The following is a 23,161-nucleotide window of genomic DNA, read 5'->3' on the forward strand; positions in this document are numbered from 1 at the left end:
TGCCAAAGGCATGGCAAGGTTGTGTCATAAGGGTGACAAAGCCTCGTTAATGCTTACTGCGCCAGTGAGAACCGGAGGGCGACACCGTAATTCGAGTTACTTGTCGGATAAGCTGCATTAGAGATCAGCGGCTCATTGATCTGCAGGTCGTAAAACGCACGAAGGGTCAACGCGCGGCTCAAACCGTAATCGGCAGAGAACTGGATTGTCTTCGCAACGTTACCGCTGGTAGCCTGCGTGAAGCTATCCTCGATCTTACGGATCAATGATTGCATCTTGTTGTACGAGAAGTCCAGGCGCACGGTCAGGTCGTTGCTGAAATCACGTGTTTTCTTCATCTTCAATATCTTGTTGAACTCGGCAAACTTGTATCCCAACCCGATCGTGTATTTATTGGACAGCGCCTCTACGATCTGGTAAGACGAGATATTCAGGTTCAGATTGCGTGTAGTCGTATAGTCTGCACGGATCGTTATATTGTTCAACATCGTGGCATCGACTCCCAACAGCGGGCTGAAACTCTCAGTCAGGCTGACGGAAGAGATCGAGTAAGGCGAAGAAGGAATAGGCTTATCGGATGCATTCTGTATAAATCCGAGATTATCGCCCAGACCGGCATCGACCCAGGTTGAATAGGTTTCGTAAGCACCGACGTTGTACGTACAGCGATACTGATGGCTCAACATAACCGTCTTGAAGTATTTCTTTATCGCCGGAATACGGATCAGCCCGTCGTACGTGATACGCCAGTTCGGCAACATGCTACGGATGGCGGGGAACGGTGAATGCGAAATCTTGTTCGGATCTTTCCCGGTATAAGCGGCAAGGAACGCCGGGATCAACACGTCAGACGAGTTACGGCTGATTCCCAGTTCATTGTTATCTCCCGGATCGTAGAGTTGCCCGGTATATCCGGTCTGGCTAAGGAAACCTCCATACGGATAGAAAGTCCCGGCATAACGGTTTTCAAGGCGCTGGGCTATGATCTCACGGTTCTCGATGAATTTTTCGAACGATTTGGAGGCATAGTTGTTGCCTGCATTGCCGATGCCTTTGAAGAAACTACCCAAAGCGACGGTCGTCATTGTGAAATTACCTCCGGTCAGTTCCGGCATACCAGCATACATATATTGTATATCGGTGCTGCGGGTGTCCACGCGATTGGCATTCAGGTCGATCTTCAATCCGGTGATCGGTTCCAGGTTCGCCCGGATATTCAGGTTCTTCGCGCTGGTCATGACAGCCGGGTTGACATTGGTCGTATTTTCGATCAGCCAGCCACGGTCTTTGGCATCATACAGGAAGTCGCGGTTCACGGCTCCAAAGGCAAAACCCAATCCCGGTGTCAGGCCGAACGGTGAACGTCCCTGCCCGAAAATATCACCGATCATCGGGGAGAATCCGGGCACCATCATACCATCCGTAGTGGCATACTGGATATTGATGCGGCGAACCATCATCAGGAAGCGGCTGGCGTGTTCGGCAGCTTTATACAGGAAGTCTTCCGTTGCTTTCGGGCCCGGCTTGATGGTCAGTTTCAAATGGGCCGTATCCTGATTCAGGATCATTACCTGTGCATAGTTGAGCGGTTTATACTTAATCGCATACACTTTGCCGTCGGCTCCGCGGGCAGTGATACGCACCTTTTTGGTGAACATTCCGTGCTGCACGACCGTACCGCTGTCCATGTTCAGCTGGATGTCTCTTTCCAGCTTTATCTCTTTCGGTTCTTTCTTCTTAGTTGCCGTACGGGTTGCCGAGAACTTCTGGTTCACTTTCTTCAGGAACTTGTTCTTGTTGTAAAGCGATTGCAGGTTCAAGCTACCCTGCCAGTCGATCTGACGCTGGTTGGTGATCGTATTACCGAGCTCATATTGCGTATCGGTGACCGCCCCGCGATCCCAGTTGTATTGCGCATTGTATGTGACGGAACTGTTCACCCAGTCCAGAACCGGGATATACTGCAACGGCATGTTCCAGGTGACATTGAATGTCTGGTCATATTTCAAAGGCGTACCCAGGTCGGCGATACTCTGTTTAACAGAATCTTTCCAAATCTGATACTGGTCGGCAGCCAGTTCTTTGTTAACCTGAACGTACGGTTCCTCGATCCGGGCATTTGTTCCGGAAGTGAAGGTCATGTTCAGGTTGTTCGTAAAGTCCCAGCGCAAGCTGAAAGCACGGTCCCAGTAGAACTCGGAGCTGAAAGTTACCTCCGGTTTGTAGCCAGTGTTTTCCAGGTCGCGCAGCTGCATTTCGTTATAATTACGCATCATAGCCGTCTGGAAACTGATATTCGACGGTAGATAGTTCAAGCTGAACTGTTTGATATAACGGGTGTAGCCATTGTTCTTCTTCATCTTCTGGAACGGACGGAACGGTTTCGCATACGGTGTATAGTTGTAGGCGAAGTTGCCGCGATAATCTTTTGTCGTTTCATATTCCGTTTCCGGATTCTGCCTTTTCGTCTCGCTGAATGAATAGCCGATCGAGAAGTTCGCCGGGTCGTAAGGCATCGGCGTCTTACTGCGGATATCTGCCCTTACGTTGTTGAATGAGATACTCTTGATAACTGTCTGATCGACTGCCACACTCTTGATGGAGTCTTTTTCCGCTTTCGTCTCGACAGCATCCAAAGCATCGTCCAGCTTGATATCCTGATCGAGCGGATTGTATTTTGCTTTCGTCTGATCTTTAGAATAAGCATAGTACATCGGAATGCTGACCTTTGCCTTTTCGGGGAAGAATTTACCCCATTCGATGTTGGCCGCTACGTTGTATTGCGTAAAGTCGTCGATGCGGCGTTCAGCCAGCGACTGGTCGAGTGCGCCGAAACCAGCCGTTTCGATACGCCCGCCTACATTCACCGTAGCCAGGTCAGACACGGCCACGTTCAGGTTGGCATTGGCCGCCCAACCGCCTTCTTCGTTGAATTCACCCAGACGCAATTCGTTGATCCACACCTCACCGCTTCTGACAGCATTCGAGCCAGATACATTACGGACACCGATCATAATCGTTTTCACTTCCGATAAGCTCGGGTTACCTACGATACTGATCGTATTACTTAGATTGTCAGGGTCAGGCTCCGAATAAACGGTATTGAAAGTAATACCTTTGTCACCCGCCCGCTTCTTTTTGTTCCGGCTCAGTTTGAGATTGGTTAATACTTCAAAACGGAAATCGAGCATGTTCTCTGTCGGCCAGATATCAATAGGTTCATATGCTGATCCTTTCCCAGTCGGAGTCACCTTCAACGGAACTTCATATTCGTAATAATTATTTTTATAATCGGACCCCAAGCGGATGAATACGGATAAGTCTCCGTCGACAAGCTGGGTATAATTATCTGCATCCAGAGGCAATGCTTCCGCATGGGTAAACAACTGCAAGCGTTTATACTGGCGCAGGTCGTAAGCTGTCGTCTTGTAAACGGCACGTGCATCTCTCGTTGCCAACTCAGTCACTTTCATGGACAGGGCCTGTTCGTTCTGCCGGTTTACCTGAGGTTGACCGGGGTCTTGTGTACGGCTTACGCCGGGAGGAACCCTGTAAGGAATAGGCTCCCTACGACTATTTTCTTCTATATTCACCGAAGAAACCTCCAGTGATCCATTGACCATCGGCGGCACTTTCGGGTCGGACAGGTCTTGTTCGTATGAACGCCATTCGCCACGTACCAACTCGAATGTTCCGAAACGCAAAATTGTCGGCTTAGAGAAATTAGTCATATACATACGCATAAAGCGGATACTTTTAAAGTCACTAATAGCCCCGACAGCACGGTCGTATTTCTTCACCGGAATCTTGAAAAGATACCATTTCGCCGGGTTCTTTTTACCACCGGTCTCGTTATCACCATTAGGCAGTTTCGGCAAAGTTTCCTTCACATCCACAATAAAATTCTTTCCTACTTTCAGGTCTTCCGGACGAATAGACACCTTGTATTCAAAATACTTTTCGTTTTTGTTCATCGTGTTATCCTGATTCAGGTCTTCCACATCCGGATTCTTGGAGGCGGAAGTATCGTAACGCTCTCCGGAAGTTCCACTCTCAGCAGAGTTGCCCTCTGTTCCATTGTAACGTTTGTAACGGTCGAGAATGCTAACTCCATTTTCATCCAGGTCTGTGCCTCGGAAATAACGGTATTTATCAGTTGCCGGATTCATTAAAGGCGAATAATCATCCTTCATCATCGAATCGATCCTTGTCGGCGACAACTTAGTCATCAATTTGCTGATAAACTCCGCGTAGGCAGGATACTCCCGTTCTTCTTCCGCCGATAAACCATTAAGGCCGACATCTTGTCTTGCACGTGCTCCGGAAGTATTGTCGAAGGCATAGACCGTACTTTGCTGCTTCGGTACAAGTCCCCAGACTGTTGAATCGACCCTGCTTCTGTCACCATCGACAGGCAAGCCGTTCTCGTAGAACTTCTTTCCATCTTTCAGCACATCTTCCGATACTTCTCCCAGGTTAAAATAAAGGTCACCGCCTTTTGCTGTAACACCTTCCTGTGCCTCATAAAGATAAGGATCGAGTAACCAGAACTCAATATATTCGACATTGGCAGTCTCGAAATCACTTTGGTCGATCTTACGCATGATACCGCCCCAACGCTTTTCCGGATTTTGCAACGTACCGTCAGAGTTGACCTGATCGGCATCGAGGTTATACGGACCACGTTCATTCGGATAATAGGCAAGGTTGAGCGCCTGAATTGTACTCGATTCATTATAACCCTGGTCTTTATCCGGAAACAATTCATCTACATAGACGGCACGAACGTAATGGTTGGACAACTGTTCTTTATCATTACGGATATGCGTGGGTGCCTGACTGGAATTCTTGCGATTGAATAATCCGTCGACATAGTACCATGCCAGCAAGGCACGGTTTTTACCATATTCGATATCGTTTGTCAGGCTGGCTTCGGGGAAACGAGCTGTGGCGTTATCATCCCAGGGTACACTGGCCAGTTTCCACGGATACGGGTTCAAGAGGTCGAAACCGCTTTGTGTCGATTCGAAATCGTCCAGATAAGAGTAACCTCCGGTATATTTGTTTTCATAATGTCCGGCTATCAGGTGGGCAAATTCACCGGTGAATGCAATCTGGCTGGGTTTTGTCAGGTTCAGCAACGGCAGTTTGTCGAATGCGTTTGTCAGCCATTGGCTTTCCGTTTTATAGGCAATATTGAATCCCCACAATGTATTTTTAATAGACTCGTCACCGAACGCCGTTTTAGTGCTCAACGGCATTTCCGACATATGCATAATGGTGGCTCCCAGCGAAAAGTCCGGATTAAACTGATAGTTGAGATCCAACCCCATCATTGTCTTTCGTTGCATATTATATGCCGTCTGGTTTTCCAGCGAAACGCTTACGGGGGTTCCGGCAGCAATGATGCTTTCATTCAAAATTGTAACGGTACCGGATGTGTAATCGACCGCATAATCCACATTTTCCGTTAATGTAGCACCTGCTGCCGTTACGCGTACCGAGCCGCGTGCCACGTTGCTGGCACCCAACTGTATCTCGGAAGCGGAAGATGCCTTATATTCCCCCCGCATGATGAACTTGTTCTTTTCTGCGATCTGGCGAGCGGCGGTCTGTGTCGTATCGTACAATTCCTGGAATACATATTTATCTGCGACAGCCGGACTGACGACACCCTGCAATTTCTCTTTCAAACTGGAACCGAACGGCTCGATGGTCGGGAAGATCACTCTACCGGTAGCAGGTTGTACAGTATATCCTTCCACAAAGTCAAAATATCCGTCGGGATGCTTTTCGTTCTGGGCATTCAGACGGTCTGCTCCCATCAAGCGTATCCAGATTTTCCTGGAAGCGGTATCCTGACTGGCTTCCGGCAGATAGTTTACATAAGTACCAGTCGTATCGCTCTGGTACATGACATCCAGGCGGAACTTCTCTTTCTGGACAGAATAGGCACCGAGAGAATAGATATTTTTCATCATCAGGTCCCAGTACATCATGGGCGGAGACATGTTTACACCTTTCAGCAACTTGACATAAAGACAGTTGTTGGGGTTAGCCGGATCGCTGTCGGAAAATTCACCGACTCTTCCCGTACGTTTACCGGAAACATCATTGTATTCATATTCAAAAGCGACAGCCAACACTTCATCTGTCTGCAAACTTGTATTCAATGAGATATATCCCAACTGTTTGTCAAATGTATATTCAGAGTTAGCATCCAACAAACGGGCACTCTCCACCTCTTCATATTCAGCACCTCCGGTAAAACCCGACAACACCTGTGCCACCTGACTAATCTGACGGGCACCCGAGTAAGTCGTAGTCATTTGGTTGTACAAGCTGTTCGCACTATTGGCAGGGTACTTACTACCACTGACCGGAAAAGCACCGGGGTTAGCCATGTATGCATCATCGTTTTCACCAATATCGGTAAAGGCAACAATATTGCGTGACTGATCGTAATTGCCTCTTTTATTCGTCACCCAAACTTCCAGGCGGGTAATGTTTATATCTGCATATATCTGGGGTAAACTGGCCACAGCCTCGTTATATCTATTCCGGAAATAATGTGCCAGAAAGAAATGTCGGTTCTCATCATACTCGTCGATCTTCAACTCAAAATCTTTGGTCTGCACACCGCCTTTGGAATTCACTGTTTTAGACTCCGAATTCTGTTGTGCAAACAACGCGTTAACCCTCAGTTTACCGAACTGAAGGTCTGCTTTCATACCGAACAAAGCCGCCCCGCCATTGATCAGCGAGTTGCTTGTCGTCATCGATACGTTACCGGCTTCCAATGATTTGATGATCTCATCCTCTTCACCCGTATAAGCCAGTTTCAGCTTTTTGGAGTCGAAGTCGAAGGAAGTCTCCGTATTATAATTCATATCGAAATTCACTTTCGAGCCCACGGATGCCTGTACATTCAACTGCACGCTTTCATCGAAGTTAAAAATGGTATTGCTACGGGCACGTTCAGGCAGCGAAGGATCTTTGGTACTATTCCTCTTTAAACCTAAAGTAACTTCTGCCGACCCTTGTGTCTTTACACGTACACCTCCGGGACCGAATATGCGTTCTGCCGCACCGATACCGAACTGCATATCTGCCAGGTTGAACTGCTTATCCGCTTCTTTCTGAAATTCTTCTTCGTTTTTCTGACGATAATAAGAGCGGAGCGATTGCTTCATGCTATAGTCCTGATATTCTTCCGGACTCAAGTCGATCGGCGTGGTCAGGTCTTTCTCACCTAAACGGGTACGGACTACATATCTTCCGGTATTGATGTCGTATTCAACGACCGTCTTTACGTTTTCCGGATCACGTAAGTCCATCGGTAACTTTTTGCCCAGGTCCTCATAACCTTCCGGTATAGTTTTCGACACCGGATAGCGGGTTGCCGGAACCGTATCTTTTCCATCCGGAAAATCCTGTTCTTCAAGCAACTGTATATCCGGTAACTCAGCGGTATAAGTCAGGTAATCGGCATTCAATGAGACCATACTGACCCCGAATAGCAGTATTGTAACCCAGATAAGATATTTAAGAGTTTTCTTTTTCATTTTAAATTGTCAACTGTACTTGTAAGGGTGGTCGGCAAACCTCCCCTGCCTGTCAACTATTAAAGCATTCTGAGTGCACTTTTTATCACTTGTTCTACTGCCAGCATCGGCGAACTTTTCAGTATCGAACTGACTGCCTTTTGCGAAGCAGCCTTCTGGAATCCCAACATCACAAGGGCGGCAACCGCTTCCTGGGCAACCGCACCGTTTCCACCCGTAACAGGAGCTCCTGCACTTGCTATCGAATCGCCGGCCTTTACCTTGTTTTTCAGGTCGACCAGAATACGTTGTGCCGTTTTCTGTCCGATCCCTTTTACCGAAGTCAGGGCCGTTTCATTTTTATTGGCAATTACCTGGATCAATTCGGCAGGAGGAAGAGAAGACAAGATCATACGTGCTGTATTAGGGCCGACTCCGGATACCGATGTCAACAATAAAAACAACTCACGTTCAGCCTTTTGAGCGAAACCGAACAAAAGATGGGCATCTTCACGTATGACTTCATATACGTAAATTTTCCCGGTAGGTTTCCCGCTGAAAGCGCTGTATGTAGTCAGAGATATGTTAAGTTCGTAGCCAATCCCTGCACATTCGATGATCATCTGTGTGGGAGTAAGTTCTACGATATCCCCCTTAATATATTCTATCATTTTGCGTCTCTTCTAGTTATTCGTACATATAATAACGCAAAATTAAGCAAAAGCGTATATCAGACCTAAAGAAATATTCAAATAGGTAAATATTTATTCCCTTCCAGGGTATTCGGCAGTAAAGGTTTCGAAACAGCCGCGGTCCTGTAGCGTGACGAAACAGCGACGGTTGTCAGGGCCTCCGAATGTAATGTTCGACGGTTTCTTTCCTTTCAGCTGTATTTCACGGATCAGTTTCCCTTTCGGATTTATAAGGGCTACCGTTCCTTTTTCATAACGGCAGAGATACAGGTTGCCTTTTACGTCGCAACGGATGCCGTCCATACCGAAACCTTCGAACGTATGGAAAAGTGTCTTGTTTTTAAGTGTTCCGTCCTGTTTTATGTCGTACACCCATACTTTAAGTTGTGCAGACTCGTTAACATAAAGTTTTTTACCGTCAGGACTGACATCGATGCCGTTGGTCGTCCCCATATCACCTTCCAGCAGGGTGACTTTACCGTCCGGAGTGACCAGCCAAAGCTGTCCTTTCTTGTTCGGCCAGTCCGGGTCGCTGGCATACAGGTTGCCATTGGGTGCCAGGGCGATATCGTTGGGTTGGTTCATCTTCGGCTCGTGGGCATAGACGCTGATGCCTTTGGTTTTCATGTCTACTTTCAGAATGTTATGACCGGTATAATCTGCGACCAACATCTCTCCGGCCTTATTGAAACGGATACCGTTGCCCGTAGAACCTTCGGGAAGTGTCACGAAACATTCATGCGATCCGTCCGGGCGTACAATGCCTATCGTTCCTTCTTTACCATAGTTGACGGCGTACAGATTACCGGATTTATCGGTGGCGGGGCCTTCTATTCCGTTGGTAAAAGTACCTTCCGGCAGTAAGTCGGTCGTTTCGCGCTGTGCGGCTGTCTGTGCTCCGGTCGTTACTCCGATAAACAGGCAACTCATAATCGTAAGAAGCATTGTACGTGTTTTCATATCAGCTGTTATTTTATTGTTTCCAGAATCCCGGAACAAGTAATGTCAATACGGTAAATATTTCCAGACGTCCCGTCATCATCAGGAAGGAAAGGAACCACTTGGATACGACAGGCACTTCAGAGAAGTTATCCACCGGTCCCAGCTTGCCAAGCCCCGGACCGACATTGCTGATGGCCGAGACTGCAGCACCGATCGACTCCTCGAATCCCAAACCGTCGAGCATCAGAACGATACAACTGATCACGATCAGGGACATATAAGCGAAAGCAAATGCCAGCACGCGATGAACAATCTCTCCGGATACAATATGCGAATCCATCCGTACAGGTATAATTGCATGCGGGTGTGTCTGTTTCTTGAATTCATTGAAGAGATTCTTCGAAAGGATCACGAAACGTCCCATCTTCAACCCTCCGCAGGTAGAGCCGGCACAACCGCAAATAAACATCAATATCAATGCGATCATCCAAAAGAACGGTCCCCAGGGAATATAGTTTTCCGTAGCGAATCCGCACGTAGAGACCAGTGTCACCACCTGGAAGGCTGCCTGCCGGAATGCAGTCGGGAAGTCGGTAAAGAACCCCTTATACATGATCCATCCGGTTGTCACGGCTATCATAAGCATGACAAACCAGAAAAACCAACGGAACTCTTCATCAAAAAACAATTTCTTCACATTCCCGTTCAGGCAGAAATAGATCAATGTGATATTGGTCGCCCCGATGAACATGAAGATCGTGATAATATATTCGATATAAGCGGAATTCCAATAAGCAATACTGGCATTCTTTGTGGAATATCCTCCTGTAGAGATAGCCGTCAGGGCATGGTTGGCAGCGTCATACAAATCCATCGGTCCGATCCATAACAGCCCGATCAACAGAAAAGTAAGGAACAGGTAAACACCCCAAAGGCGCTTGGCTACCTGTGTCACGCGAGGACGGAAACGCTCATGGGTGATCCCCGGCGTCTCTGCATTGAACATCTGTGTCGCACCGCCGCCCAGGATAGGCATCAATGCTACGGTGAACACGATCATCCCGATACCTCCCTGCCATTGGGTAAGGCTACGCCAGAACAGAATTCCTTTCGGCAATGACTCAATATCGGTCAGGATGGTCGATCCGGTCGTCGTGAAGCCCGACATCGTTTCGAAAAAGGCATCCGTCACGTTATCTATATAGCCTCCCAGGTAAAAAGGCAACATGCCTAATAGAGAAAGTAATATCCAGGTGAATGTCACCGTCAGCATCCCTTCCCGTCGTCCGGCCATATATTCGTTTGCACGGAAGCCGATAGCATAAAGCGATACGCCCACCCCGAACAGTATTCCGCTGCACAAAAGCAACGTATAGAAATCACCGCCTTTGTAGAGGAAGGCGACAACCGTTGCCATCAGCATGAACAGCGTTTCGAGGATGCACATCATCCCCAGCATCTTTATTATGAAACGTATATTCAGTAACATACTAATTAAAATAATCTTCCAGTTTGCGCATAGCCGTCTCCAGACAGAACACCACCACATGGTCGTAGGCTTGTATCTGGGTGTCTCCCTTAATCATCATCGGCTCGCCGTCTCGTATCAACCCTCCTAAAGTCAGATCTTTCGGCAAATGCAGGTCTTTCACCTGTTTGCGGGTGATCTTCGAGTCGGGACGGGCAACGAGCTCAGCCACATCGGCGTTGGCAAAGGTAAGGAACTTTACGTTGGAAACATCGGCATCCAGCAGGAACTGATAGATATGGCTGGCGGCGATCAGCTTTTTGTTAATAACCGAACCGATATCCATATTTTCGGCTAATGGGATATAATCGATATTCTCGATCTTGGCCACCGTTTTGAATACGCCGAAACGTTTTGCAGCCAAACAGGCAAGGATATTCGTACTTGAATTATCCGTCAGGGCAACGAATGCCTGAGCATCCTTGATTCCTTCCTGCATCAGTAGTTCCGTATCGCGTCCGTCGCCGTTAATGATCAGGACATTGCTCGGCACCACTTCGGCTATGCGGTGACTTTTCTCTTTATTTGTCTCCAATATCTTTACCCGGATATTATTCGGCAGATACTGGCTGGTACGGATGGCGATACGGCTGCCTCCCATGATAAAGATCTTTTTCACTTCCGGGTCTTTTTTACCGGCATGTAGCTGCACATCCTTGATATGTTCCTTGGTAGTCGTAAAAAAAACGATGTCGCCGGGTAGGATATAATCGGTACCGCGCGGGATAATCGTTTCATATTGCCGTTTGATGGCAACGATATGGTATAGCTTCTGTTCGTTCAGCAGTTCGACCAGTTGTTTGTTTACCAGGCGGGAATTCTCACGAACCTTCACTCCCAGCAGGATCAGGGCGCCCCCGAACAGTTCCCAGTACTGGCGTGTCCACGGACGACGTATCGCACTGACAATCTCTTTAGCAGCCAGCATTTCCGGATAGATCATCGAGTGGATCCCCAACTTTTCGAACAGCTCTTTGTTTTTGGGTAACAAATATTCGTAGTTATTGATACGTGCCAGGGTTTTGCGTGCTCCCAACTTGGAAGCCAGGATACTTGCGGCAATATTCGTCGTCTCTTCAGGAGTAACGCTGACGAACAGGTCTGTCTTTTTTATACCGGCTTCTTCCAGGTCACGGATCGAAGTCGGATTTCCAACCATAGGAAGAATCTCCATATTGGAATTGGTGATATTCAATCGTTCCTCACTCGGGTCCATCAGGATGATATCCTGCTTTTCCTGAGATAACATCTTCGCGAGATGCGTACCCACTTCGCCTGCCCCGGCAATAATAATCTTCATTTTACTAATTGTTACTCATTCCGTTTGCCGCATCGTCCGGCAAGTTGTCATTAATATTTAATCGTTCATCATTTTTCGGATCTCTCCGGCCAAACTTTCGGCATTCAGACCGCATAATTTATAAAGTTCGGGGATAGATCCGTGTTCAATGAATGTGTCGGGTATACCGATGCGTTTCACCCGCGGAGTATATCCGTTGTCTGCCATAAATTCAAGAACGGCTGTGCCCAATCCGCCTTTCACGACACCGTTCTCTACGGTAATGACGCGTTTGAACTTCCGGCCTATCTCATGTAATAACTCTTCATCGATCGGTTTCAGATAAATCATGTCGTAATGTGCAACCGATAGTCCTTCACCGGCCACTTCCTCTATAGCTTTTATCACTTCATTTCCGATCGGCCCGATAGATAAAACAGCTATATCGTCTCCTTCGTTCAGTTTTTTCCCTTTACCGATGGGAAGGACCTGCATTTCGTTGCGCCAGTCTTTCTTCTCTCCTTTGCCACGTGGATAACGGATCACAAAAGTACCCGTTGCCTCTTTGTACCCGGTGTACATCAGGTTCCGCAGATCCAGTTCGTTGAGCGGCGAAGCGATCGTCAGGTTGGGGATCGGACGCAGGTATGCCAGATCGAACACCCCGTGATGCGTGGCTCCGTCTTCACCGACCAGCCCGGCACGATCCAGACAGATCACCATATGCAGCTTTTGCAAAGCAACATCGTGTATGAGATTATCGTACGCCCGTTGCATGAACGATGAATAGACGTTGCAGAACGGGATCATCCCTTCTTTAGCAAGTCCGGCAGAGAAGGTCACCGAGTGTCCTTCTGCTATTCCGACATCGAATGCCCGTTTGGGAAAAGCTTTCATCATATAGATCATGGAACTTCCGGTTGGCATGGCGGGAGTAATGCCAACGATCCGTTCGTCCTGTTCAGCCAGTTCAACGAGTGTATGTCCGAAAACATCCTGATACAATTGCGGTTCATCCAGTTTGTGGACGATAATCCGCTGACCGGTCTCTTTATTGAATTTGCCCGGAGCATGCCATTCGGTTGCCGATTCCTCGGCGGGCTTGAAGCCTTTGCCTTTTTTAGTCTTGATATGCAATAGTTTGGGGCCTTGCAGATCTTTTATATCGTTCAGCAGCTTGATCATATAGTTGACATCATGCCCGTCCACAGGTCCGAAATAACGGATACTGAATCCTTCAAACAGGTTATGTTGTTGTGTGATCAATGCTTTCAGGCTATTGTTGAAACGGAGAATATTTCCACGACGGTCATTGTTGATCAGTTTCATCTTCCGCAATCCCCTGTACACATCATAGCGCATCTTGTTGTATGCCTGGCTGGTTGTGATATCCACCAGATATTGGCTCAATCCTCCTACGCAATTATCGATAGCCATATCGTTGTCGTTGAGAATGATCAGCAGGTTGTTGGGATTTGCCGAGGCATTGTTCAGTCCTTCAAAGGCCAGTCCACCGGTCATTGCGCCGTCACCGATCACGGCAATGACATGCCGGTTATGTTCTTCTTTGAGTTCGGAAGCTACCGACATACCCATGGCAGCCGAAATGGAGTTGGAGGCATGGCCGGCAATAAAAGCGTCATACTCACTTTCTCCCGGGTTAGGAAAGCCACTGATCCCTTTGAATTTCCGGAGCGTATGAAAAACATCCCGGCGTCCGGTCAGTATCTTGTGTCCGTAAGCCTGGTGTCCGACGTCCCAGACAATCCGGTCGTACGGGGTGTTAAAAACATAGTGCAGGGCAACGGTCAGTTCAACCGTTCCAAGACTGGCACCCAAGTGTCCGGGATTTTCAGAAAGTATATCTATAATGTATTGACGCAACTCTGCACATACCTGGCCCAATTTTTCGGGAGGCAACTTACGCAAATCCTCCGGATAATTAATGACGTTCAATATATGTTCATCCTTGCAATCTATCATGTCCGCTAATTTTTGTGGCAAATGTAAAGAATTAACGCCACATAAAATAGTTTTAGCGGGGCATTTCTTTTACAGAATGGTTAAATCCGGGGGAATGTGAATCTTAACCGATAGGATATATTCTTACTTTTTCGGGAACGGAAGTCGGGGAAATAACTTTCTGAAGCGGATCAGGTAAGTCGTGACATTGCTCCCGGCGATGATGAGAGTAACAGCCAGAATGATCATCACGATCCCGCAACCCAGTCTGGGGGTCAGAACTTCACCGAAGATAGTCACTCCGAAAAACACGGCTGTCAGAGGTTCCAGTGCCCCCAGGATAGCGGTCGGTGTAGAACCGATATACTGGATAGCCTGCGTGGTACACAGGAATGATATAGCAGTGGGAAAGATTGCTAAAGCGATCAGGTTCCCCCACAGATACCAGTCATCGACAACATGCAGACTTTTTCCGAAATCAACACGAATCAGAAAAAGGGCCACTCCGAAAAGCAATATGTAAAAAGTCAGCTTCAATGTGGCTATATCCTTTAATCTCGGACGATTCACGCCAACAATGTAAATGGCATAAGAGAGAGCCGATCCCATCACCAGTAGAACTCCTGTCGTACTAAGGGTCGCTCCGCTCCCTGTTTTGTAGAGTAGTCCGATGCCACCCAATGCCAGCAAAATACATAAGACAGTTTGCAGGGTTAACTTCTCCTTGAAAAGCAGCGACATAAGCAAAGCGACCATGATCGGATAAACGAACAGCAAGGTTGAAGCGATACCGGCTTCCATATAATTATAACTCTGGAACAAAGCCAGCGATGAAAAAGCGACCAGGAAGCCCAGGATAATTAACGGCGGCAGGTCCTTCCGGCATAATTTAAAATTCCGACCTCTTGCTTTCAGCATTATTCCCAGCACGGGGAGGGCAAACAGGTATCTGAAAAAAAGCACTGAGTCAGGATCCATTCCTGCCTTATACAAGGGAAGAGCAAAAAGAGGATTCATGCCATAAGTGGCAGCCGCAATGGCTCCCAGCATGTACCCCTTAACCTTTGCATTCATATAGGTAGATATTTGCTAATTTATACTATCGATAACGGTCGACAAATGTAGAGTGTCCTTTTTACATATACAATACCCTTCAACGGTATTTTTTAAGAAAAGATGAACCTTTATTTGTGGAAAATCACAAATGTTTTATTTGCATGGCTGCTCCTTCCTCCAACAGAGAAAAACCGTGTTTTTCATAAAAAGAGATATTTTTCTTTTCATCCGGCATTATGTTGAGATAGAGATAATCTTTATATTTTTCCTTTACTATTGTCAACAATGTGGCAGCGATACCTTTCCCCTGATAATCCGGATGTACCAATAAATAATGGAGGAATGCAACCATCCCGCCATCATCCAAGGCCCGAATAAGGCCGACCAACTTTGTGCCGTCCCATGCTGTAACCACACATGAAGACGCCTTTAAGGCTTTGATCAGACGTTCCGGATATCTACCTGATAACCAGTTGACCGAAAGGAATAACTCTTCTATTTCCTTTTCTGTGAAATCTTTCGTTTTTCGATATACAATATTCATCTTCTGTTAGTTTGTTTGATTTACTCCCTGAATTCTGCCGGCAAATATCCCGTCTGGCGCTTGAAGAACTTTACGAAATATGACGGATCTTCAAATCCCAGGTAAAAAGCAATCTCTTTGATCTTTAAACTGGAATGGAGGAGCTGCCGTTTCGCTTCAAGGATGATCCGGTCGTTGATAATCTTTAAAGGGGTGCTGCGGGAACTCTCATATACGCAATTGGTCAATGTCTTGGTGGAGACATTCAGACGATTCGCATATTCTTTTACCGTATGCATATGCCGATAATGGTGTTCCAGCATTTGCCGAAACTGGACAAAAGTACGGTTGGATGAATTGTTGATACATAACGGAAGGCCAGTTCCCTTCTGCCCTGTCCGCTGCACGTAGATCAGGAACATTTTTACCAGATATTTCAGATAATCTTTATGAGCAAAAGCATTCGTATGTTGCGTCTCTATTTCCATTTCTTCCACGATATAATTCAGCCGTCGGGTATCTGCAGGCGCTATATTATAGTAAGGAACGGCATCGAAGGCATTGAATACATTGTATTTGAGGAAAACGTTCTCGCTGCTTCCTTCATCGGAAAGAAAACTCTCGTTGAAGTGGATGATGATCCCTTCCTGATCGCGCTTCCCATCGAAATAATGTATTTGTCCCGGCGAAAGAAAAAACAGGGTATTGTCTGTTATGCTATATTCTTTAAAGTCGACATAATGCGCTCCTGTCCCTTTCCTGAACCAAATGATCTGGTAAAAACCATGAATATGCGGATACATAGGGTTATCCCCGTTCTCAATAAAGAAGGAGGGCATTTCCATGATATCGAACTGTATCCCGTCAGGTGCATCCTTTTCCAGATCATATTTTGTAAATACTTCATTCTTCTTCATACGGTTCCTGTTTTTGTCCGGAGCAAAGGTAGTTTGTTCTTTGATTCCGATGATGATAAAATGCAAACATAAAATGGTATATTTGGGAAACAGGGGAATAAAGACAAGACCACATTCCCAAATTTACCATTCTTTGTCCTGAATCCGCATTGAATACCGTTACCGGCACTCCTACCTTTGTATCGTTCATTAAAAACAAAAAGATTATGACAACAGAAAAAAAAGCAGGAGCTTATCTGGAGATAACTCTCAAAGTGAATGAAAGCGACCGTGGCGCAGCTGCGGCAGTGTACACCAAGTATCGGCAACCGTTTCTGGATACGATTTCGGGAGCAGTCAGCAAACAATTGCTTGTAAGAAAAGAGGATGTGCAGGTTCTTCACGGTTTTTCCTCCGTGGCGGAAGCCGAAGGATATCTACATTCCGATTTATTCAATCAGGATGTAGTGGTCGAGTTGAAGCCTTTCTTCCAGGCCGCACCGGAGGTTTGTATTTATAGCGTAGTCGGTTAACGCTATTTCTTGTATCTTTGTAGCCATTTTAGGCGATAAGATTCAAGATGGTAAATAAATATGAAGAACGCCTGGGGACCGAGCGCATGTTGCCGTTGGTCTTCAGGATGGCACTCCCGGCTGTAGCAGCCCAGTTCGTCAACTTGCTTTACAGCATTGTCGACCGTATCTATATCGGACATATTCCGGGCATTGGAACCGAAGCATTGGCAGGCGTGGGAGTAACCATCTCCCTCGTCGTGCTGATCTCTTCTTTCTCGGCGATCGTCGGAGGAGGGGGTGCGCCGTTGGCTGCGATAGCCCTCGGGCAAGGCGACCGCCAGCGTGCCGGGAAGATATTGGGAAATGGTTTTATTCTGCTGATCCTATTCACCATCCTGACCTCTTCCATAACCTATACCTTTATGGAACCCATCCTGCTCTTTACAGGTGCTTCGGAACATACATTGGGATATGCGGTCGATTATCTTTCCATTTATTTGCTGGGGACAATCTTTGTGGAGATCTCTACCGGACTGAACTCTTTCATCAATGCCCAGGGACGGCCTGCTATTGCCATGGGTTCAGTGCTGATCGGTGCTTTCCTGAATATCATTCTCGATCCGATCTTTATTTTCTGGCTTGACATGGGGGTGAAAGGAGCAGCTTTGGCTACAGTGATTTCACAGGCTTGCAGCGCCATATGGGTGTTGCTCTTTCTTTTTTCCCGACGTGCCTCTTTGCCTTTAGAAAGACGTTATATGAAACCGGACAAAGGGATCGTGGTTGCGATGCTTGCTCTGGGAATATCTCCGTTCATTATGGCAAGCACCGAGAGTCTGGTCGGCTTTGTACTGAACAGCAGCCTGAAAGAGTTCGGAGATATTTATGTCAGTGCCCTGACGGTTCTGCAAACCTCGATGCAATTCGCCAGTGTTCCGCTGACAGGATTTGCACAAGGTTTCGTCCCGATAGTCAGTTATAATTACGGCCATGGTGACAAACGGCGTGTGAAAGAATGTTTCCGTATCGCGCTGATCACGATGTTCTCTTTCAATTTGATTCTGATGCTGTTTATGATCGTGTTCCCTTCCACAATAGCGTCAGCTTTTACAAGCGACGAAAGGTTGATAGATACGGTCAGCTGGACAATGCCCGTCTTTCTGGGTGGCATGACCATTTTCGGATTACAGCGTGCCTGTCAGAATATGTTTGTCGCTTTGGGGCAGGCCCGGATATCCATTTTCATCGCTTTGCTCCGCAAGGTAATCCTGCTGATCCCGTTAGCACTGATACTTCCGCATTTTATGGGTGTAACCGGTGTATATGCTGCAGAAGCCATATCCGACGCCACCGCAGCTATCTGCTGCACGCTGCTGTTTTTCTGGCAGTTTCCGAAAATTCTGGAAAAGATGAAAGACCAGTAGCGTTTATACGGATGGAGATTTTACTGTTTTCTTTTCCACCATAAAAATGCGATCAATGTGATGATTGTAATCACCACGCCAATCGTCTGCGAAATAGCAACCCCCATACCTAATCCTTCCGGAGCGACAAAAATATACGTAGAACAAACGGCTGTCATAAACAAAGCCGGAATCAAGGTAACAATATACAGCTTTTTAGAACGCGCCAGAAAGACCGTCAATGCCCATAAGGTAAATACAGCCAGAGTCTGGTTCGTCCAAGCGAAATAACGCCAGATCATATCGAAACCGTCTTTATCTTTCAAGCTGTAAAGCAATATGCCTATAGCTACGATAAACAGAGGGATACAGATCATCAAACGGCTTGCTATACTTTTCTGCTCCTTATGCAGAAAATCGGCAACGATCAGACGAGCCGAACGGAATGCCGTATCGCCGGAAGTAATCGGCGCTGCAATAACTCCCAACACCGCCAGTACACCACCGACTGTGCCTAACCACTCTTTTGTGATACTATCTACAATAACAGCGGCATTGCTCTCCCCCATTCCGTTGTTATGATAGAAATAAGTAGCAGCTGCAGCCCAGATCAAAGCTACGATACCTTCGGTGATCATAGCGCCGAAAAAGACCGGGCGTCCCATTTTTTCATTCTTGATACAACGTGCCATCAACGGACTTTGAGTCGCATGGAATCCGGAAATCGCTCCACAGGCAATACTGACAAACATGATTGGGAAAATAGGCAGATTCTCCGGATGCTTATTTGTCAAACCGTCTGTCAACTCCGGTAACGGCGGATGATTTACAAACAACATCACCAGAATACCGACAGCCATAAACAGCAGGGCTGCAGCAAACAACGGATATATCTTACCGATAATCTTATCGACCGGTAATAAGGTAGCCAGGATATAATAGATGAATACAACAAATATCCAGAAAGTAGCATCGAGATATTCAGGTGTCAGCTTTGCCAGCAAACCTGCCGGACCTGCAACAAAGACAGCACCGACCAATATCATCAGAACCACAGTAAAACCACGCATAAACTGCTTGAAGTTGTTTCCGAGATAACGGCCGATGATCTCAGGCAGACTTTCTCCATTATGCCGCAAGGAAAGCATTCCTGCCAGGTAGTCATGGACCGCTCCGGCAAAGATCGTTCCCAAAACGATCCAGAGGAAAGAAGCCGTACCGAACTTTGCCCCCATTATGGCACCGAAGATCGGTCCGAGACCTGCGATATTCAGGAACTGGATCATAAAGACTTTCCAGGAAGACATCGGGATATAATCGACTCCGTCCTGATGAGTATAAGCGGGAGTTTTACGGGAAGGATCGATCCCGAAGATACGTTCTATAAAAGAACCGTAGATGAAATAGCCTGCAATAAGGGTTGCCAGGCAGCAGATAAAGGTTATCATTGTATAAGAGTTATTAGAATACGGTCTATGTTCTAAAAGAATGAGTCTAAAGAAAAATAAATGGGGAAAAAGGGTGTGTTATAGTTTCGTTAGACTGACTCTAACACACCCCTGCCCCTTTCAAGAGGGGATAAGTTACTTTCAAAGCGATATATTAGCTATTCAGCAAACGTTTTACCGTTTCTGAAATGGCACGTCCTTCCGCTTTTCCGGCAAGAGCTTTGGAGGCAACCCCCATTACCTTCCCCATATCTTTCGGGCCGGCAGCACCCACCTGGGCGATGATAGCTTTTATTTCTGTTTCCAGTTCCTCGGCAGTCATCTGTTTCGGAAGGTATGCTTCAAGCACTTTAACCTGTGCCAATTCAGCCTCCGCCAGGTCTGCACGACCTTGCTGGGCATAGATTTCTGCTGAATCCTTGCCCTGTTTTACCAGCTTCTGGATCATCTTGGTCGCATCGGCATCTAACAGGGTATCGTTTGCTCCCGGAGCTGTTTTAGCTTCCAGAAAGACTTTTTTTACATTTCTCAGTGTTTCGAGGGCTACTTTATCTTTTGCCTTCATTGCGTTTTTAATGTCTTCGCTGACTCTTTCAAACAAATCCATATCTTAATTTCTTATTAAAAATTATCGGAAACTTATCACCTGCTTACCTCCTGTATCCGGCTTCTTTCCTTCCGGACGCGGAGCCGACGGAGCCGTTACGGTTGCCGATGATACCGGAATATCTCCACCCTGCACTTTAGAACGGGCACGGGCGATCACTTTCGGATCACGGTTATAAGTAGGATTATCTTCGATCAGGGCGATCAATGCGTCATCGTCCAGTTCGTCCTGCGTCAATACAACAGCCTTGGCACGGGCAGCCACACGGCGCATACGCTGACCGGAAGCACCGTAATATTTGTCGATCAGATCTTTTTCGGCACGTTCCTTATTCAACCGTTCTTCCTCCAGGCGAAGTTCTTCTTCGGTCATACGGCCCTGTTCGATCTGACGTTTCTCTGCGATCTGCGGAATATCTTCCATACCGAACCCGGTCGCAAGGATCGTCATTTTCACCCGTGTTCCGAGTGTATTGTCGATTGCCGTACCCCAGATCACCTCGATATCGCGTCCGAAGCGTGACATGAAGTCATGTACATCGTTCATTTCTTCCATACGCAACTCGGCTTCTTCGCCGAATGATACGTTGAATAATATCTTCTTGGCATTGAATACATCGTTGTTGTTAAGCAACGGAGAGTTCAATGCGTCTTCAATCGCCTGGCGCACACGACCTTCTCCCTCACCGAAACCGTTACTCATCAATGCCACGCCACCATCTTTCATGGTGGTGTTGACATCGGCAAAGTCGAGGTTGATAATACCCGGAAGGGTGATAATCTCAGCAATGCTCTTGGCGGCAATCGTCAGGGTATCATCCGCCTTTCCGAACGCATTCGTCATGGTCAGGTCGGAATAGATAGCACGCAGGCGTTCGTTGTTGATCACCAGCAGGGCATCCACATTCTTACTGATCTCCTCCACCCCGTTCAGGGCCTGGATAATCTTGCGTTCGCCTTCAAAAACGAAAGGTATGGTTACGATACCGACGGTCAGTATTCCCATATCCTTGGCGATGCGGGCAATAACCGGAGCAGCGCCCGTCCCCGTACCACCACCCATTCCGGCAGTGATAAAGACCATTTTGGTTCCGTCGCTCAACATCTTACGGATATCTTCCATACTTTCCTCAGCTGCCATCATGGCACGTTCGGGCTTGTTACCGGCTCCCAGTCCCTGGGTGATATTACGGCCCAGCGGCACTTTGACCGGCACGTCCGAACGGTTCAGCGCCTGGTTGTCTGTGTTACACAGAACGAATGTAACATCATGTATACCTTCTTTGTACATGTGGGTAACAGCGTTACCACCACCGCCTCCTACACCAATTACTTTGATGATCTTAGGAGTATCTGTCGGATAATTGAAACTTAATATTGTGTCGTCCATTGTCTTCCGGTTTTAATCCATTCGCTGATTTACTTTATATCGTCTTCGTCGTCAAACAGGCTCTTGCCAAACGTATCTATTCCCTTGGTCAGGCGTCCGAACAGGCCGGGGCCTTTCTTCTTCTCCGGTTTCTTCTTGGGAGGTTCGGGAGCTCTCTTAGGTTCTTCCACAACGGGCTCTTCTTCCTTCTTCTCCGGTATCGGTTCAACTTTGGGAGGAATATAAAGGGCACAGTTTTCTGTTCCCCTTGCCAACAAGCCGACAGCGACAGCATATTCAGGATTGTTTGCGATCATCTCGCCACTCTCCACGATGCCTTTGCGTACGGCAGAATAGCGTACATCCATCTTCAAGCGTTCACGAATCACTTCAGGCAGGTTCTTCAGGGCGGCACCGCCACCGGTAATAATGATACCTGCACCCAGCGAATTCATCAGGCCGGTCGCTTCAAGACGGGCATATACATTTTCGAGTATCTCCTTCATACGGGCTTCGATCACATTATTGAGATCGGCCAGTTTAACCTCACGTAACCCCATACCGTCGGCGGAACTCACCTGAATACTCAGGTCGTTGTCTTTTTCCATCAGGGCACTCCCATAGGTCAACTTCACACGTTCGGCTTCAGCTTCCACCAGATGGAGACTGGTAATATCACGGGTGATCAGGTTTCCACCGAAAGGAATGACGGAAAGGTTAACCAGCTGGCCGCCTTTATAAACCGTCAGTGTTGTCACTCCGGCACCGAAACCGATCAGGGCACATCCCAGATCTTTCTCATTGTCAGTCAACACTACATCGGCCAAAGCCAGCGGAGAAACAACGATATCGGCAATTTCTATTTTAGCACGGTCGGCAATACTGTTGACCACGTAACGCTTCAACGAAGGCCGTCCGACAATCAACTTATAACGTGCTTCAATCCGGGTACAGGGAATACCTACCGGATTGGGTTCTGGTTTGTCGTCTAAAACATAGGTAGGCGAAACCGCAGCCAGCACATCCAGCATGTCCGGGTGGTAATTGCAGCATTCCTCATACAGCCCCTTGATAATTTCCTCCGTCACTACTCCGTCTGTGCCCAGGATACGGGGAACCGTGTGGTCGATCGAACGCAACGACTGACCGCCGATACCGACATAAACCTTGCCGACTTTCGCGCCGTTCAGTTTATTCTCGAGCTTCAGGATAAGCCGTTTGATCTTATTCGCCGTTTCTTCCACATTATATACACATCCTCTTCGTATACAGGTAGCGGAGTTCTCAACTTCGTAGGCAATAATCGAGAGAGCGCCCGTCGGGCTCTTCGTTCCTACCATACCGACCATGTGAGAAGAGCCAAGGTCGATGGCTGCTATAAAGTCTGTGTATGCCATA

Annotated in this window: 15 protein-coding genes; 2 read left to right on the forward strand and 13 right to left on the reverse strand. The window is 47.3% G+C overall.

Annotated elements, in window-relative coordinates:
* Nucleotides 1–53 precede the first annotated feature (53 nt).
* From sprA to DWW23_RS03245, 9 genes are all read right to left on the reverse strand, one after another.
* Nucleotides 54–7,565, reverse strand: a complete 7,512-nt coding sequence (gene sprA / locus DWW23_RS03205; RefSeq protein ID WP_122351839.1) for a cell surface protein SprA — start codon at nt 7,563–7,565, stop codon at nt 54–56.
* A gap of 59 nt (nt 7,566–7,624) precedes the next feature.
* The gene (gene ruvA / locus DWW23_RS03210; RefSeq protein ID WP_122351840.1) at nt 7,625–8,215 is read right to left on the reverse strand and encodes a Holliday junction branch migration protein RuvA; all 591 of its coding nucleotides are present in this window, start codon (nt 8,213–8,215) and stop codon (nt 7,625–7,627) included.
* Between the two features lie 93 nt (nt 8,216–8,308).
* Nucleotides 8,309–9,196: an SMP-30/gluconolactonase/LRE family protein gene (locus DWW23_RS03215; RefSeq protein ID WP_122351841.1), complete on the reverse strand. Its 888-nt coding sequence runs from the start codon at nt 9,194–9,196 to the stop codon at nt 8,309–8,311.
* A 13-nt stretch (nt 9,197–9,209) separates the two neighbouring features.
* Nucleotides 9,210–10,667, reverse strand: a complete 1,458-nt coding sequence (locus DWW23_RS03220) for a TrkH family potassium uptake protein (RefSeq protein ID WP_187576586.1) — start codon at nt 10,665–10,667, stop codon at nt 9,210–9,212.
* Between the two features lies 1 nt (nt 10,668).
* Nucleotides 10,669–12,006, reverse strand: coding sequence for a Trk system potassium transporter TrkA (trkA, locus tag DWW23_RS03225; RefSeq protein WP_122351842.1), 1,338 nt, complete (start codon nt 12,004–12,006; stop codon nt 10,669–10,671).
* Nucleotides 12,007–12,063: 57 nt separating this feature from the next.
* The gene (gene dxs / locus DWW23_RS03230; protein WP_122351843.1) at nt 12,064–13,968 is read right to left on the reverse strand and encodes a 1-deoxy-D-xylulose-5-phosphate synthase; all 1,905 of its coding nucleotides are present in this window, start codon (nt 13,966–13,968) and stop codon (nt 12,064–12,066) included.
* A gap of 123 nt (nt 13,969–14,091) precedes the next feature.
* The gene (locus DWW23_RS03235) at nt 14,092–15,021 is read right to left on the reverse strand and encodes a DMT family transporter (RefSeq protein ID WP_122351844.1); all 930 of its coding nucleotides are present in this window, start codon (nt 15,019–15,021) and stop codon (nt 14,092–14,094) included.
* 124 nt (nt 15,022–15,145) lie between these two features.
* Nucleotides 15,146–15,547 (reverse strand): GNAT family N-acetyltransferase, encoded by a 402-nt coding sequence (locus DWW23_RS03240; protein ID WP_122351845.1) that lies wholly within the window; start codon nt 15,545–15,547, stop codon nt 15,146–15,148.
* Nucleotides 15,548–15,567: 20 nt separating this feature from the next.
* Nucleotides 15,568–16,443 (reverse strand): AraC family transcriptional regulator, encoded by an 876-nt coding sequence (locus DWW23_RS03245; RefSeq protein ID WP_122352012.1) that lies wholly within the window; start codon nt 16,441–16,443, stop codon nt 15,568–15,570.
* A 206-nt stretch (nt 16,444–16,649) separates the two neighbouring features.
* On the opposite strand from DWW23_RS03245, the gene DWW23_RS03250 reads away from it, so the two are divergent.
* Nucleotides 16,650–16,955 (forward strand): hypothetical protein, encoded by a 306-nt coding sequence (locus DWW23_RS03250; RefSeq protein WP_122351846.1) that lies wholly within the window; start codon nt 16,650–16,652, stop codon nt 16,953–16,955.
* 47 nt (nt 16,956–17,002) lie between these two features.
* Nucleotides 17,003–18,361, forward strand: coding sequence for an MATE family efflux transporter (locus tag DWW23_RS03255; RefSeq protein ID WP_122351847.1), 1,359 nt, complete (start codon nt 17,003–17,005; stop codon nt 18,359–18,361).
* Nucleotides 18,362–18,381: 20 nt separating this feature from the next.
* On the opposite strand, the gene DWW23_RS03260 is transcribed toward DWW23_RS03255, so the two are convergent.
* The 4 genes from DWW23_RS03260 to ftsA form a co-directional block, all read right to left on the reverse strand.
* The gene (locus DWW23_RS03260; RefSeq protein ID WP_122351848.1) at nt 18,382–19,788 is read right to left on the reverse strand and encodes a carbon starvation protein A; all 1,407 of its coding nucleotides are present in this window, start codon (nt 19,786–19,788) and stop codon (nt 18,382–18,384) included.
* A gap of 154 nt (nt 19,789–19,942) precedes the next feature.
* Nucleotides 19,943–20,395, reverse strand: a complete 453-nt coding sequence (locus tag DWW23_RS03265; protein ID WP_122351849.1) for a GatB/YqeY domain-containing protein — start codon at nt 20,393–20,395, stop codon at nt 19,943–19,945.
* Nucleotides 20,396–20,416: 21 nt separating this feature from the next.
* Nucleotides 20,417–21,784, reverse strand: coding sequence for a cell division protein FtsZ (gene ftsZ / locus DWW23_RS03270; RefSeq protein ID WP_122351850.1), 1,368 nt, complete (start codon nt 21,782–21,784; stop codon nt 20,417–20,419).
* Nucleotides 21,785–21,813: 29 nt separating this feature from the next.
* Nucleotides 21,814–23,160: a cell division protein FtsA gene (gene ftsA, locus DWW23_RS03275; RefSeq protein WP_122351851.1), complete on the reverse strand. Its 1,347-nt coding sequence runs from the start codon at nt 23,158–23,160 to the stop codon at nt 21,814–21,816.
* Nucleotide 23,161: the final 1 nt, after the last annotated feature.

The sequence above is a fragment of the Parabacteroides sp. AF14-59 genome, assembly GCF_003479515.1.
GTDB lineage: Bacteria > Bacteroidota > Bacteroidia > Bacteroidales > Tannerellaceae > Parabacteroides > Parabacteroides faecis.

Bases quoted from the DNA above. Each gene is read 5' to 3' on its own strand.
- DWW23_RS03265 (WP_122351849.1), bottom strand. From the start codon at position 20,395: ATGGATTTGTTTGAAAGAGTCAGCGAAGACATTAAAAACGCAATGAAG.
- trkA (WP_122351842.1), bottom strand. From the start codon at position 12,006: ATGAAGATTATTATTGCCGGGGCAGGCGAAGTGGGTACGCATCTCGCG.
- DWW23_RS03255 (WP_122351847.1), top strand. From the start codon at position 17,003: ATGGTAAATAAATATGAAGAACGCCTGGGGACCGAGCGCATGTTGCCG.
- ftsA (WP_122351851.1), bottom strand. From the start codon at position 23,160: ATGGCATACACAGACTTTATAGCAGCCATCGACCTTGGCTCTTCTCAC.
- ftsZ (WP_122351850.1), bottom strand. From the start codon at position 21,784: ATGGACGACACAATATTAAGTTTCAATTATCCGACAGATACTCCTAAG.
- DWW23_RS03220 (WP_187576586.1), bottom strand. From the start codon at position 10,667: ATGTTACTGAATATACGTTTCATAATAAAGATGCTGGGGATGATGTGC.
- dxs (WP_122351843.1), bottom strand. From the start codon at position 13,968: ATGATAGATTGCAAGGATGAACATATATTGAACGTCATTAATTATCCG.
- DWW23_RS03250 (WP_122351846.1), top strand. From the start codon at position 16,650: ATGACAACAGAAAAAAAAGCAGGAGCTTATCTGGAGATAACTCTCAAA.
- DWW23_RS03240 (WP_122351845.1), bottom strand. From the start codon at position 15,547: ATGAATATTGTATATCGAAAAACGAAAGATTTCACAGAAAAGGAAATA.
- DWW23_RS03215 (WP_122351841.1), bottom strand. From the start codon at position 9,196: ATGAAAACACGTACAATGCTTCTTACGATTATGAGTTGCCTGTTTATC.
- DWW23_RS03235 (WP_122351844.1), bottom strand. From the start codon at position 15,021: ATGAATGCAAAGGTTAAGGGGTACATGCTGGGAGCCATTGCGGCTGCC.
- DWW23_RS03245 (WP_122352012.1), bottom strand. From the start codon at position 16,443: ATGAAGAAGAATGAAGTATTTACAAAATATGATCTGGAAAAGGATGCA.
- ruvA (WP_122351840.1), bottom strand. From the start codon at position 8,215: ATGATAGAATATATTAAGGGGGATATCGTAGAACTTACTCCCACACAG.
- sprA (WP_122351839.1), bottom strand. From the start codon at position 7,565: ATGAAAAAGAAAACTCTTAAATATCTTATCTGGGTTACAATACTGCTA.
- DWW23_RS03260 (WP_122351848.1), bottom strand. From the start codon at position 19,788: ATGATAACCTTTATCTGCTGCCTGGCAACCCTTATTGCAGGCTATTTC.